We start from the raw sequence: 12,693 nt of genomic DNA, 5'->3' as shown, positions 1-12,693 counted from the left end.
GGCAACTGCCGCCGTCGGGGCGGCAGTTGCCTTTTCTGTGCCCCCATGTCTGGGTTTTACATCACACTCACAGGCTCAGACTCCCGGCATAGCCCCCGTAGTTGGACATGGCGGCTGCAAACGGCCTTGACGTGTTCTTGAAAAATGGGAAGGGTAAAGCGCGGCATGCGTGTCTCTGGGGCGCATGTGAACCGGGGAGTCTTTCACCGCAGCTGTCCCCGTCGAGCACAGCCCCGAGCGCTGCCTAATGACGATGAGCTACTGGGGGTAGCAACCATATGACGAAGAAGACGCGGATCCGTGTCGCGCGGATAGCGGCCGGTGCCGTGATCGCCGCCGGTGCCTCGCTGACCGCCGCCGGTGCGGCATCCGCTCTCGACCTGGGCGTGAACGTCGGTCTCGGTGACACCAGTGTCGGTGTTGGCGTGGGCGTCGGTGAAGAGAACCCGGGTGAGCCGGGTGAGCCGGGTGAACCGGGTGAGCCGTCGGAACCCGGTATCCCGACGGCGCCGAACCCGACCCAGCCGGGGACCCCGACGGAGCCGGGCACGCCCACCGAGCCGGGGACCCCGACGGAGCCGGGCACGCCCACCGAGCCGGGCACGCCGACCGAGCCCACCGAGGAGCCGACGGAGCCCACCGAGGACCCGACGGACGGTGGCAACAACAGCGGGGGTGGCAACAACGGCGGCGGCAACAACGCCGACCCCGACGGCGGCACCTCGCCGCAGGGGGAGGGCTCCTCCTCCCTCACCGAGATCGGCTCGGACTCCACCCCGGCCCCGCAGGCCCAGGGCAATGGCGAAGAGCTCGCCGAGACGGGCGCCGCGCAGACCACCTTCCTGGTGATCGGCGCCGCCACGATGATCGCCGGCGGTGTCGGCTTCCGTCTGCTGCCGCGCCTCGTGGGTGATCGCGGCGGGGCTGCCGCCTGACGGTAGCCGCGTCCGTACGGACCAGAGGCACAGCGCAACACCGAGGGCCCGGAGTGAAACACTCCGGGCCCTCGGCCATGTCCGGGGGCTGCCCGCCGCCCTACACGGTCTGGTGCGCCAGCAGGGCCACCGCCGCGATCAGCACGGTCAGCAGTGCGATCAGGGTCATCGGATTCAGGCCCGCGAGGAAGTTCTCCTGCTGCAGCCGTTCGCGGTTCGCGCGGCACACAGGGCAGCGGCCCTCGTTCACGGGGGACGCGCAGTTCGCGCACACCAGCCGGTCGTACGTCATGCGCTTGCCCTCCTTGCGCCGGTTCCACGTGTCCAACGTCCGTGGGGGTGGGAATGTTCCCCCCTCCACTTTGCCAGGTTCCGTCGGCCGTCGCGCGGCTGCGCATCTTCTGTGGTGGTACGCACAGTCCCCCCGCGCCCCTCGGGGCTCGGTATAAAACGCCACATCCGCGGCGCAACCACGGTCGGTGACTGCGGTGCCCTACCCGGTTCGCGTATGGTCACGCTCATCTACCCCCGGCGACCCGTGGTGCATCCGTGATCCGATTCGACAATGTCTCCAAGGTCTACCCCAAGCAGACCCGCCCCGCCCTCAGGGATGTATCCCTGGAGGTCGAGAAGGGCGAGTTCGTGTTCCTCGTGGGGTCCTCCGGCTCCGGAAAGTCCACCTTCCTGCGGCTGATCCTCCGCGAGGAGCGGTGCAGTCACGGGCAGGTGCACGTTCTGGGCAAGGACCTCGCCCGCCTCTCCAACTGGAAGGTGCCGCAGATGCGGCGCCAGCTGGGGACGGTGTTCCAGGACTTCCGGCTGCTGCCGAACAAGACGGTCGGTGAGAACGTCGCCTTCGCGCAGGAGGTCATCGGCAAGTCGCGCGGCGAGATCCGCAAGTCCGTGCCCCAGGTGCTCGACCTGGTCGGGCTCGGCGGCAAGGAGGACCGGATGCCCGGCGAGCTGTCCGGCGGTGAACAGCAGCGTGTCGCCATCGCGCGGGCCTTCGTCAACCGGCCGAAGCTGCTCATCGCCGACGAGCCCACCGGCAACCTCGACCCGCAGACCTCCGTCGGCATCATGAAGCTGCTCGACCGCATCAACCGGACGGGCACGACCGTGGTGATGGCCACGCACGACCAGAACATCGTCGACCAGATGCGCAAGCGCGTCATCGAACTGGAGAAGGGCCGCCTCGTCCGCGACCAGGCCCGCGGTGTCTACGGCTACCAGCACTGATACCGCACCCGAGATCCACGGAAAGGCATAACCAGTCGCCATGCGCGCCCAGTTCGTCCTGTCGGAGATCGGTGTCGGTCTCCGCCGCAACCTGACGATGACCTTCGCCGTCGTCGTCTCCGTCGCCCTGTCGCTCGCCCTGTTCGGCGGGTCGCTCCTGATGAGCGACCAGGTCAACACCATGAAGGGCTACTGGTACGACAAGGTCAACGTCTCGATCTTCCTCTGCAACAAGAGTGACGCCGAGTCCGACCCCAACTGCGCCAAGGGCGCGGTGACCGACGACCAGAAGAAGCAGGTCAAGGCCGACCTCGCCAAGATGGATGTCGTCCAGGCGGTCACGTACGAGTCGCAGGACCAGGCGTACAAGCACTACAAGGAACAGTTCGGCGACTCCCCGCTCGCCAGCTCCCTCACGCCGGACCAGATGCAGGAGTCGTACCGCATCAAGCTGAAGGACCCGGAGAAGTACCAGGTCATCGCCACCGCCTTCAACGGCCGGGACGGCGTGCAGTCCGTGCAGGACCAGAAGGGCATCCTGGACAACCTCTTCAAGCTGCTGAACGGCATGAACTGGGCCGCCCGCGCGGTCATGGCGCTGATGCTGGTCGTCGCGCTGATGCTGATCGTCAACACCGTGCGCGTCTCGGCGTTCAGCCGCCGGCGTGAGACCGGCATCATGCGGCTGGTCGGCGCCTCCGGCTTCTACATCCAGGCGCCGTTCATCATGGAGGCCGCGGTCGCCGGACTCATCGGCGGCACCCTCGCGTGCGGCTTCCTGCTGGTCGCCCGGTACTTCCTCATCGACCACGGACTGGCGCTGGCCGACCAGCTGACACTGATCAACTTCATCGGCTGGGACGCCGTTCTCACGAAGCTGCCGCTCATCCTCGCGACGAGCCTTCTGATGCCCGCGTTGGCCGCGTTCTTCGCGCTGCGCAAGTACTTGAAGGTGTGACGCATGCCAAGAGGGCCGTACGGTCAACCGGCCGTACGGCCCTTCCGCTTGTCCTAGACTCACCGGCATGTCAGGTCGTGACCCGTTCTGTCAGCCCCGCCGCATCCGTCGCGGGGCCGCCCTGACGTTGGTGTTCGCGAGCGTGCTCGTCGCCGGTGCGGCCACGGGGGCGTTGCCGCAGGGCGTGGGGAAGTCCGCGCCGGACGAGGCCCGTTCCGCCGGTGCGGCCGGGCACCACGCCGACGTCGCCCGGGCGGCCGAGGAGGCCATGGCCGACGGCAAGTCCCCGATCCAGGCCGCGAAGCGCGCCGTCAGCCGCAGCGGGGACCGCTGGGGCGCCGTCTACTCCCGGGGCGAGTACGAGGAGTTCGAGGAGTCCCTCGACGGCCGGTACACCGGCGTCGGCCTGTGGGCGCGCAGCGAACGGGACGGCCGTATCGAGGTGACCAAGGTGCGCGCCGGGTCGCCCGCGGCCACCGCCGGGATCCGCCCCGGAGACCTGCTGCGCAGCGTCGACGGCGAGAAGACCGACGGCCGCCCCGTCACCGAGGTCGTCTCCTTACTGCGCGGCAACGCCACCGACGCCCCCGCCGGCACCGCCGTCCGCCTCGGCCTGGAGCGCGGCACCCGCGCGTGGACCGAAACCCTGCGCCGCGCCCAGCTGTCCACGGACTCGGTCACCGTCCGGGAACTCGCCGGACGGGTCACCGTCATCAGGGTCGCCACCTTCACCAAGGGCTCCGGCCGTCAGGTCCGGAAAGCCGTCCGGCAGTCCCCGCCCGGCGCCGGGATCGTCCTCGACCTGCGCGGCAACTCCGGCGGCCTGGTCAGCGAGGCCGTGACCACCGCCTCCGCCTTCCTCGACGGCGGCCTGGTCGCCACCTACGACGTCGACGGCGAGCAGCGCGTCCTGCACGCCGAGTCCGGCGGGGAGACCACGAGACCCCTGGTCGCCCTCGTCGACGGCGGGACGATGAGCGCGGCCGAGCTCCTCACAGGCGCCGTGCAGGACCGCGGGAGGGCGCTCGTCGTGGGCTCCCGCACCTTCGGCAAGGGCTCGGTCCAGATGCCGAGCCGGCTGCCGGACGGCTCCGTCGCGGAGCTGACCGTCGGGCACTACCGCACCCCCTCCGGCCGCGGGGTCGACGGCCGGGGCATCACGCCCGACCTGGAGACCGACGAGGATGCCCTCCAGCGGGCCCAGGCCGTACTGCGCGGCCTCGCGAGCCCCTCGTAATCCACTTTTCGCGGAGCCCCTCGGTAGTGCGAAAATGGTCGGCACTATGGCTAAGGAAAAAGGGCGCAAGCTGATCGCGCAGAACAAGAAGGCGCGGCACGACTACCTCATCATCGACACCTACGAGGCCGGCCTGGTCCTCACCGGGACCGAGGTGAAGTCCCTGCGCCAGGGACGGGCGTCGCTGGTCGACGGCTTCGTTCAGCTGGACGGGAACGAGGCGTGGCTGCACAACGTGCACGTGCCGGAGTACAGCCAGGGCACGTGGACCAACCACAGCGCCCGGCGCAAGCGGAAGCTGCTGCTGCACCGCGCCGAGATCGACAAGCTGGAGTCGAAGACGGGGGAGACGGGCCACACCATCGTGCCCCTCGCGCTGTACTTCAAGGACGGCCGGGCCAAGGTCGAGATCGCGCTGGCGAAGGGCAAGAAGGAGTACGACAAGCGTCAGGCACTGCGGGAGAAGCAGGACCGCCGCGAGACCGACCGCGCGATCGCGGCGGTGAAGCGGAGGCAGCGCGGGGCGTAGGGAATACGCTGGCACCGACCTGCGTTGGTCACGTACGATGGTGTCTGCACCCCACGGCGGGTGCGTGCTCCTCTCCGGAGGGGATTGTCAACACAACATGGGGATGATCGGTTTCGACAGCGGCTGTCGAAGCAGGGGAAGCGTGTCGAGGAAGCGGCAATGATCTCGTAAACCATATGTCGCAAAAAATAATCGCCAATACCAAGCGCGATTCCCAGTCCTTCGCCCTCGCTGCCTGATAAGCAGTGACTGAAGGACCCTAAATGGGTGTCAGCCCGGGAGCGTTCCCGGCCCGGATCCTGGCATAAGCTAGGGAACTAAACCATCGAGCCCGGTCACGGGGTTCGATGGGAAATCAAACAGTGACTGGGCCCGTCGGCGACTTGTTCGCGTGATCGCCGGGGCCGAGAAAATCGCAGCGAACTGCACACGGAGAAGCCCTGATTCTGCACCGTTGGACGCGGGTTCGATTCCCGCCATCTCCACTCATCCCATGTGGGCGAAGGCCCCGCCGCTTCCGAGCGGCGGGGCCTTTGTCATGCGTGGCGCGTACTCGACCGTTCCGTCAGTCGTGGCGGCAGGAGGGTCTTCTCCGCGACCGGGACGCCGTGCAGCTTCCGGATCAGCAGTTCCACCGCGCGGGTGCCCAGCTCATCGGCGGGCAGGGACACGGACGTGACCGGGACGCGGGGCGTCGCCGCCAGGTCGTCGGGGCAGACGGCCGTGACGGAGAGGTCGGCGGGGACGCGCAGGCCGAGGTGTTCGAAGGCGGCGATCAAGGGGACCAGGAGAGGTTCGTTGTGGACGACCACGGCGGTGAGGGCGGGGTGCTCCCGGAGCAACCGCTCGGCGAGCCGCGGGGCCGTGGTGGGGTCGGCGTCGCCCGGGTGGACGGACGTGGTCAGGCCGTGACGGGTGGCGGCCGTGGTGAAGCCCTGCATGAGGTGGTGGGCGTAGGCCGTCCTGCGGAGGTAGACCTCCGGAGGTGAGCCGACCAGGGCGACCGTCCGGTGGCCCAGCTCCGCCAGGTGGTTCACGCACGTCTCGCCCGCCGCCCTGAAGTCGAGGTCGACGCAGGTCAGACTGTGCGGGTTCGCCGGGACACCGATCAGGACCGACGGGCGGCCCAGGGAGCGGAGCCGGGGGAGGCGGGGGTCGTGGAGTTCGACGTCCGTCAGCAGCAGCCCGTCCACCGCGGCCGTGCCCATGGCCCGGCTCAGGCCCTCCTCGGCCTCCTCCTGGGTGAGCAGCAGGACGTCGTGGTCGTGCGCGCGGGCCGTCGTCACCACCGACACCGCCAACCGCATCAGGACCGGGACATGCACGCCGGGGCGGAGCGGCGCCGCCAGGGCCAGGAGGTTCGGCTTGCCGCCGGGCAGGGCGTGGCCGCCGGCGTGGGGGCGGTAGCCCAGGTCGCGGGCGGCCGCCTCGACGCGCCGCCGGGTCGCGTCGGAGATCGGGCGCTTGCCGCTCAGCGCGTAGGAAACGGTGCTGGGGGAGACCCCGGCCCGTCGCGCCACGTCCGTGATCTTGGCCATCAGCCGAGCTCCAGCGTGAGGGAGCCCGTACCGGGCGGGGCCTGGACCTCGCGTTCGCCGGCGGCCAGGCTCCAGGCGGCTGCCGGGGCGGCGCACGTCGCCCGCAGGGTGTTCCCCTCGCGGACGACCGTGAAGGTCACGTCCCCGACCGGCACCGTCACCTCGTCGCCGGGCCGCAGGCCGTACGCCCGCAGCGTCACCCCGTCGGCATGGTCGTAGTCGGGGCGGTCGTCCCGCGCGCCGACCGGGATCACCGCGCCGGGCCGGACCAGCAGCGGCGCGCTCAGGAAGCCGTGGCGCTCACGCACCCAGCGCGGGCCGGTCACCGGCTCGCCGGTCGGGAAGCGCGTCCAGGTGCCCTCGGGGACGTAGTACGTGACGTCGCCCTCGTCGCTGAACACCGGGGCGACCAGCAGATCCGGGCCGAGCATGTACTGCCGTTCCAGGTGCGCGCACCCCGGGTCGTCCGGGAACTCCAGCACCATGGCCCGCATCACGGGCAGGCCCTCGGTGTGGGCGGTGCGGGCCGTCTCGTACAGGTAGGGCATGAGGCGCAGCTTCAGCCGGGTGAAATGGCGGGCCACGTCCACCGACTCCTCGTCGAACTGCCAGGGGACCCGGTAGGAGTTGCTGCCGTGCAGGCGGCTGTGCGAGGAGAGCAGGCCGAAGGCCAGCCAGCGCTTGAACAGGGCCGGGGTCGGGGTGCCCTCGAAGCCGCCGATGTCATGGCTCCAGAAGCCGAAGCCCGACAGGCCGAGGGACAGGCCGCCGCGCAGCGACTCGGCCATCGACTCGTACGTCGCCTCGCAGTCGCCGCCCCAGTGCACGGGGAACTGCTGGCTCCCCGCCGTCGCCGACCGTGCGAAGAGAACGGCCTCCTGCTCGCCGCGGTGCTTGCGCAGCACCTCGAAGACCGTGCGGTTGTACAGGTACGTGTAGTAGTTGTGCATCCGCTCCGGGTCCGAGCCGTCGGACCAGACCACGTCGAGGGGCACCCGTTCGCCGAAGTCGGTCTTGAAGCAGTCGACGCCCTGCGCGAGCAGCGCCTCCAGCTTGGCGGCGTACCAGTCGCGGGCGGCCGGTGAGGTGAAGTCGACCAGGGCCATGCCGGGTTGCCACATGTCCCACTGCCAGACGCCGCCGTCCGGGCGCTTCAGCAGATGCCCGAGCGCCTTGCCCTCGGCGAACAGCGGGGAGCGCTGGGCGATGTACGGGTTGATCCAGACGGAGACGCGCAGGCCGCGGGCCTTCAGCCGGGCCAGCATGCCCTCCGGGTCGGGGAAGACGCGGGGATCCCACCGGAAGTCGCACCAGTTGAACTCGCGCATCCAGAAGCAGTCGAAGTGGAAGACGGAGAGCGGCAGTTCACGCTCCTCCATGCCCTCGATGAAGGACGTCACCGTCTCCTCGTCGTACGAGGTGGTGAAGGACGTCGACAGCCACAGGCCGAACGACCAGGCGGGCGGCAGGGCCGGGCGGCCGGTCAGGGCCGTGTACCTGCGCAGGATGTCCTTCGGGGTGGGGCCGTGGACGACGTAGTACGTCAGCTCCTGCGTCTCCGCGCTGAACTGCACCCGGGAGACGACCTCCGAGGCGACCTCGAAGGACACCTTGCCCGGGTGGTCGACGAAGACGCCGTAGCCCGCGTCCGTGAGGTAGAACGGCACGTTCTTGTAGGCCTGTTCGCTGCACGTGCCGCCGTCGGCCTGCCAGATGTCGACGACCTGCCCGTTCTTCACCAGCGGGCCGAAGCGCTCACCGAGGCCGTAGACCGACGTGCCGACGGTCAGCACCAGCTGCTCGCGCAGGTGGTGCGCGCCGGAGGCGTCCCGCATGATGCCCGCGTTCCGGTGGCCGCTGCTGGTGAGCGTACGGCCGTGTGCGAGGAACTCGACGTGCCAGGGGCCGCCGCGGGCCAGCCGGACCGACAGGTCGCCCGAGGTCAGGGTCGCGTGCTCGTCGTCGTACGCGATCCGTGCGGTGGTGTCCGACGCGGTGAGCTCGAACTCGGGGCCGCGGGGCTCCCCGCCGGTGAAGTGCGTCAGGGTCAGGCCGATGACGTCGGGCATGGGGCTGTGCGCCTTGATCGTGAAGACCGGGCCGGTCATCAGGTCGCCGCGGGAACGGACGGGCCGGGTCGGCGCGAGGATCTCCAGCGCGCCGTCCGACTCGGTGACGTCGAGGACCTGGGCCGGGTGGGCCGCGGTGACGCCCTCGCGCAGCAGCCAGTAGCCGTCGGTGAACTTCATGTGGGGGTCCCTACTCTCCCGGCGCATGACGTCGAAGCGCTTCGACGATTGAACGTATGCGGGGTGCGTGAGGGCGTCAATGGGTTGTGAGGCACTCGGTGAAGCGATTCGAAGCGCTGCGCAGGGACAACGCCAGGGCTACGGTCGCCGCCGTCACCGGGACCGCGTAGCCCGCCGTCGGCGAGAGGTGCTCCACCGTCCAGCCGCCGAGCGCGCTGCCGCAGGCGATGCCGCCGAGCAGACCGGTCACCGCGAGCGTCATGCCCTCGTTCAGTCGGCCCTCGGGGGTGCGCTGCTGGACCAGCGTCATGGTGGTGACCATCGTCGGGGCCGTGGCCATCCCGGCGACCAGCAGCGCGGCCGCCAGGGCGAGGAGCGAACCGGTCAGGGCCGCGGCCAGCAGCGGCAGGGCCAACAGCGCGGCCATCGCGGCCACGCACCAGGGCAGCCGGGCCGCGGCCGGTCCGGCGGGATTCACGGCGCCGTAGAGCAGGCCCGCAGCGCAGGAGCCCGCGGCCTGGAGCGCGAGCACGGCCCCGGCCGCCGACTGCCGCCCCTGCGTGTCGGCGAACGCCAGCGTGACGACCTCCGTCGCGCCGAAGATGCCGCCCATCGCCAGGCAGACCGCGAGCAGCGGGGGGATGCCCGGGGCGCGCAGGGGCGCCCTGCCGGGTATGTGCGCGCGGACCGGGGGCTCCGTCGCACGCCGGGTCGTGAACAGGACCATGCCGGTCAGCAGCAGCACCGCGCCCACGAGGGTGCCCGCCTCGGGGAAGAACGTCCCGCACAGGAAGGCCGCGAGCACCGGGCCCAGCATGAAGCACAGTTCGTCCGCCGCCTGCTCGAAGGAGTTGGCGGTGTGCAGCGCCTTCGCGTCGCCGGCCAGCAGATGCGCCCAGCGGGCCCGGGACATGCCGCCGGTGTTGGGGGTCGTTGCGGTGGCGGCGTAGGAGGCGAACAGGGTCCAGTCCGGGGCGTCGTGGCGCACGCACAGCAGCAGGGAGAGGGAGCCGAGGACGGCGATCACCGTGGCGGGCAGGGCCACGCGGGCCTGGCCGTGCCGGTCGACGAGCCGCGCGGTCCACGGCGCGACCAGCGCGGTCGCCGCGAGTCCCGTCGCCGTGACGGCACCGGCGAGGGCGTACGAGCCCCGGGTCCCGGCGATCATCACGACCGCGCTGACACTGAGCATGCCCATCGGCAGCCGGGCGATGAGGTTCCCGGCGGTGAACGCGCGGGCGCCCGGCAGGCGGAACAGGCGGCGGTACGGGGAGAGTTGCGGCATGCCTCCACCGTCGCCCGGCGGTGATCAAGCGGTCCAACACCTGTTCCGTGCGCAGTCACGCACGTGGGTTGTGAATCCGAGCGAGAAGGCCGAAATGCCTGGCGGAAAACATTCACTCCCTGTTCTTCATACAAGGGTATAGAGATTCCTAATGCTCCTCATGTCGCATGGAAGAGATGCTCATTCGGGAAATCCTTCACTCGTTTGCCGCGCATCCGCTGAAGTGAGTCGACGGTTAGTCGGTACATGACCGAGGCGACCAGGAAAGACGGCTGGGCGGTAACGCTCGGCCCGTACACCTACATTCCCGCTCCAGCGCACTCGTCGGCGACAGTCAACGGGACGCTCACCAGAGGGGGTTGCCCGGTGGCGCTGCAGGTGACCGAGCCGGTTCTGCGCGATTTCATCAACGCCATGAGTACGCTGGAAAAGGATCTTGCCCGGCGGTGGATCAGTGCGACGGGTTGGCCCGCTTTCGCGCTTGCGGAATAGTCGGGTCACGATATGTACGACAAAGTAGAGGGCACCGGCCGGCATCGGGCTCCGGCCCGGGATTTCATCACTCCCCTGACTCCGCCGGACCCGACCTGGGACCCCGCCGAGGAACTGGCGTTCATCCTCGAGGAGGCCCTGGGGGAGCAGGCGGCGAGGATTCCCGCCCCCCGTGACGAGGACCTGGTTCCGGACCCGGACCCGGACCCGGCCTCCGCCCCGGGCACCCATATGCGGCGGCTCCAGGACATCACCGAGGAACTGCCGCCCGTGCGGGACGTCCCCCGGCGGCACCGCAAGGTCCGGGCCCGCAAAGCCCCGGGCGTGCTCCGCACCACCAGCTTCCTCGTCGCCGCCCTGGCGGCCGTCATCGCCACCGCGGTGAGCCTCCTGAGCGGCATGGTCGCCTACGATCCCCTGCGCCTGGTCGCCGCGTCCCCCGCGGGCCTGCGCGTCTGGTGGCCCCTGCTGGTCTACGGGCCCTGGCTGGTGGGCTGCCTGTCCGTACTGCGGGCCGCGCTGCACCAGCGCCGTGCCGTGCACTCCTGGTGCGTGGTCCTGGTCTTCTCCTGTATCGCCGTGCTGCTGTGCGTCGTCCAGGCGCCCCGGACGATCCTCGGCACCGCGGCCGCCGCCCTGCCCGGCCTCGCCGCCCTGGCGTGCTTCCAGCAGGTCGTCCGCCAGATCACCCTGACCAGGCCACCGATGCGGTCGGTGCCTCGGCACCGGGTGGGTCAGGCTTCGCCGACGCCGGGTGCGGAAGGCCCGAAGGGTGCGGGCGTCGGGACGGACGAGAGCGAGACGTCCCGGAAGGGCACCGGCTTCTGAGAGCCGGGCGCCATCGGCCCTTGGTCCTTGGGCCATCGGCCCTTGGCCGCTCGCGCCACCGGGCCTTGGCCGCTCGCGCCACCGGGCCTTGGCTCTCGCGCCACCGGGCCTTGGCTCTCGCGCCACCGGGCCTTGGCTCTCGCGCCACCGGGCCTTGGCTCTCGCGCCACCGGGCCTTGGCCGCTCGCGCCACCGGCCCTGGCTCTCGCAGCCATCGGCCCCTGGCCCCGCGCCCTCGGGCCCTGGCTCTCGCGCCACCGGCCCCTGGCCCCGCGCCCTCGGCCCCCGGCTTTCGCACCACCGGCCCCTCGCCCCCGCCCCACCAGTGCCCCCGCCCGCTGTAAGTTCACCGCATGTCCGCCCACCTCGACCCCCGGCTGCTGCGTGGCTTCGTCACCGTTGCCGAGGAGTTGCACTTCACGCGGGCCGCGGTGCGGCTGCATGTGGCTCAGCAGGCGCTCAGCCGGGACGTGCGGCGGCTGGAGCGGGAGCTGGGGGCCGAGTTGTTCGTGCGGACCACCCGGCAGGTGACGCTCACCCCCGACGGGGAGCGGCTGCTGCCGTATGCCCGCCGGGTGCTGCGGGCACAGGACGAGCTGCTCGCCGCCTTCGACCAGGCCCGGCCGCTGCTGGTCGACCTCAACTCCCCGGGCCTGGTCACACCGCGCCGCGTGCTGCACGAGGCGCGTGAGCTCGCCCCTCGCCATGAGCTGATGGCCCGCTACGAGAGCGGCCTGACCTGGGCTGCCGGTGAACTGCTCGCCGGCCGGCTGGACGCGTCGTTCGGACGATTCGCCGGGCTCGACCCGGCGCTGCGGGCCGGGCTCGACCACCAGCCCGTGCGGTTCGAACCGATGGCGGTCATCCTGCCCGAGGACCACCGGCTGGCCGCGTGGGAAACCGTGCCGCTCGCGGAGCTGGCCGGCGAGAGCGTCTACGCGGGCGCCGGCAATCCGCGTACGCCGGAGTGGACCGGGCTTGCCCGCCTCCTGTTCGAGGGGCGGGGCATCGAAATCGCGCCACCCGCGCCGCTGGCCGTCGGAGACGAGGAGTTCCAGCGGATCATGGCCAGAACGCGCAACCCGGTCCTGGCCGTCGTGGGGTTCCCGGCCCTGCCGTCGATGGTGGTGCGGCCCCTGGTCGACCCGGTCCCGCTGTCCCCCGTCTCCCTGGTGTGGCGCAAGAGTTTGACCCACCCCGGATTCGACGCGCTGCGCCGGGCGGCAGGCCGACTGGCGGCGGCGGAAGGGTGGCTGACCAGGCCCGCAGGTGCCTGGGTTCCGGCCGGCGACGATGTCCTCATGGCGTCTCACGACTGACACGATTCGACACGGCGTGCGCACAGAACCTGCGCGTGCGCTACATTCGACGCCTGAGCACGGTGTGGTAAGAGGGGGCGCTCG

The 12,693-nt window shown here is 70.6% G+C and carries 12 protein-coding genes and 1 other RNA gene; 9 read left to right on the top strand and 4 right to left on the bottom strand.

The features are described 5' to 3' along the window. Window positions 1–278 precede the first annotated feature (278 nt). Window positions 279–935 carry a hypothetical protein gene (locus tag G3I77_RS27065; protein WP_248507918.1) on the top strand — a complete coding sequence of 219 codons (657 nt, stop codon included), beginning with the start codon at window positions 279–281 and terminating at the stop codon, window positions 933–935. 100 nt (window positions 936–1,035) lie between these two features. On the opposite strand, the gene G3I77_RS27060 is transcribed toward G3I77_RS27065, so the two are convergent. Next, window positions 1,036–1,227, bottom strand: coding sequence for a hypothetical protein (locus G3I77_RS27060; protein WP_221759658.1), 192 nt, complete (start codon window positions 1,225–1,227; stop codon window positions 1,036–1,038). Between the two features lie 257 nt (window positions 1,228–1,484). Here G3I77_RS27060 and ftsE point away from each other — a divergent pair, with 257 nt between their 5' ends. From ftsE to ssrA, 5 genes are all read left to right on the top strand, one after another. Next, entirely contained in the window at window positions 1,485–2,174 is a 690-nt protein-coding gene (ftsE, locus tag G3I77_RS27055; RefSeq protein WP_003990615.1) for a cell division ATP-binding protein FtsE, read from the top strand. A gap of 40 nt (window positions 2,175–2,214) precedes the next feature. Continuing rightward, the gene (ftsX, locus tag G3I77_RS27050; RefSeq protein WP_248507917.1) at window positions 2,215–3,132 is read left to right on the top strand and encodes a permease-like cell division protein FtsX; all 918 of its coding nucleotides are present in this window, start codon (window positions 2,215–2,217) and stop codon (window positions 3,130–3,132) included. A gap of 67 nt (window positions 3,133–3,199) precedes the next feature. Continuing rightward, window positions 3,200–4,369 carry a S41 family peptidase gene (locus tag G3I77_RS27045; RefSeq protein WP_248507916.1) on the top strand — a complete coding sequence of 390 codons (1,170 nt, stop codon included), beginning with the start codon at window positions 3,200–3,202 and terminating at the stop codon, window positions 4,367–4,369. A 46-nt stretch (window positions 4,370–4,415) separates the two neighbouring features. Then, window positions 4,416–4,898, top strand: coding sequence for an SsrA-binding protein SmpB (gene smpB, locus G3I77_RS27040; RefSeq protein WP_062927167.1), 483 nt, complete (start codon window positions 4,416–4,418; stop codon window positions 4,896–4,898). Between the two features lie 99 nt (window positions 4,899–4,997). Continuing rightward, window positions 4,998–5,386: a transfer-messenger RNA gene (gene ssrA / locus G3I77_RS27035) on the top strand. 48 nt (window positions 5,387–5,434) lie between these two features. Here the strand turns inward: ssrA and G3I77_RS27030 are convergent. The 3 genes from G3I77_RS27030 to G3I77_RS27020 all read right to left on the bottom strand — a co-directional run bounded on the left by G3I77_RS27030 (window position 5,435) and on the right by G3I77_RS27020 (window position 9,970). Next, window positions 5,435–6,436, bottom strand: coding sequence for a LacI family DNA-binding transcriptional regulator (locus G3I77_RS27030; RefSeq protein ID WP_248507915.1), 1,002 nt, complete (start codon window positions 6,434–6,436; stop codon window positions 5,435–5,437). Further along, window positions 6,436–8,685, bottom strand: coding sequence for an alpha-xylosidase (gene yicI, locus G3I77_RS27025; RefSeq protein ID WP_248507914.1), 2,250 nt, complete (start codon window positions 8,683–8,685; stop codon window positions 6,436–6,438). The genes G3I77_RS27030 and yicI overlap by 1 nt, the downstream gene beginning before the upstream one ends. Before the next feature lie 76 nt (window positions 8,686–8,761). Beyond that, complete coding sequence (locus G3I77_RS27020) at window positions 8,762–9,970, bottom strand: MFS transporter (protein WP_248507913.1); 1,209 nt, start codon at window positions 9,968–9,970, stop codon at window positions 8,762–8,764. Between the two features lie 246 nt (window positions 9,971–10,216). On the opposite strand from G3I77_RS27020, the gene G3I77_RS27015 reads away from it, so the two are divergent. From G3I77_RS27015 to G3I77_RS27005, 3 genes are all read left to right on the top strand, one after another. Then, complete coding sequence (locus G3I77_RS27015) at window positions 10,217–10,462, top strand: hypothetical protein (RefSeq protein WP_248507912.1); 246 nt, start codon at window positions 10,217–10,219, stop codon at window positions 10,460–10,462. Between the two features lie 12 nt (window positions 10,463–10,474). Continuing rightward, complete coding sequence (locus G3I77_RS27010) at window positions 10,475–11,290, top strand: hypothetical protein (protein ID WP_248507911.1); 816 nt, start codon at window positions 10,475–10,477, stop codon at window positions 11,288–11,290. A gap of 353 nt (window positions 11,291–11,643) precedes the next feature. Beyond that, on the top strand, window positions 11,644–12,609 hold the full coding sequence (locus G3I77_RS27005; RefSeq protein WP_248507910.1) for a LysR family transcriptional regulator: 966 nt from the start codon (window positions 11,644–11,646) through the stop codon (window positions 12,607–12,609). The last annotated feature ends 84 nt before the right edge of the window (window positions 12,610–12,693 follow it).

It is taken from the genome of Streptomyces sp. D2-8 (assembly GCF_023184515.1).
In the GTDB taxonomy this organism is placed as follows: domain Bacteria; phylum Actinomycetota; class Actinomycetes; order Streptomycetales; family Streptomycetaceae; genus Streptomyces.
This window is presented reverse-complemented; position numbering and strand designations above follow the sequence as displayed.

Coding starts and splice junctions, on each gene's coding strand:
- G3I77_RS27065 (WP_248507918.1), top strand. CDS start 279: ATGACGAAGAAGACGCGGATCCGTGTCGCGCGGATAGCGGCCGGTGCC.
- G3I77_RS27060 (WP_221759658.1), bottom strand. CDS start 1,227: ATGACGTACGACCGGCTGGTGTGCGCGAACTGCGCGTCCCCCGTGAAC.
- ftsX (WP_248507917.1), top strand. CDS start 2,215: ATGCGCGCCCAGTTCGTCCTGTCGGAGATCGGTGTCGGTCTCCGCCGC.
- G3I77_RS27045 (WP_248507916.1), top strand. CDS start 3,200: ATGTCAGGTCGTGACCCGTTCTGTCAGCCCCGCCGCATCCGTCGCGGG.
- smpB (WP_062927167.1), top strand. CDS start 4,416: ATGGCTAAGGAAAAAGGGCGCAAGCTGATCGCGCAGAACAAGAAGGCG.
- G3I77_RS27030 (WP_248507915.1), bottom strand. CDS start 6,436: ATGGCCAAGATCACGGACGTGGCGCGACGGGCCGGGGTCTCCCCCAGC.
- yicI (WP_248507914.1), bottom strand. CDS start 8,685: ATGAAGTTCACCGACGGCTACTGGCTGCTGCGCGAGGGCGTCACCGCG.
- G3I77_RS27020 (WP_248507913.1), bottom strand. CDS start 9,970: ATGCCGCAACTCTCCCCGTACCGCCGCCTGTTCCGCCTGCCGGGCGCC.
- G3I77_RS27015 (WP_248507912.1), top strand. CDS start 10,217: ATGACCGAGGCGACCAGGAAAGACGGCTGGGCGGTAACGCTCGGCCCG.
- G3I77_RS27010 (WP_248507911.1), top strand. CDS start 10,475: ATGTACGACAAAGTAGAGGGCACCGGCCGGCATCGGGCTCCGGCCCGG.
- G3I77_RS27005 (WP_248507910.1), top strand. CDS start 11,644: ATGTCCGCCCACCTCGACCCCCGGCTGCTGCGTGGCTTCGTCACCGTT.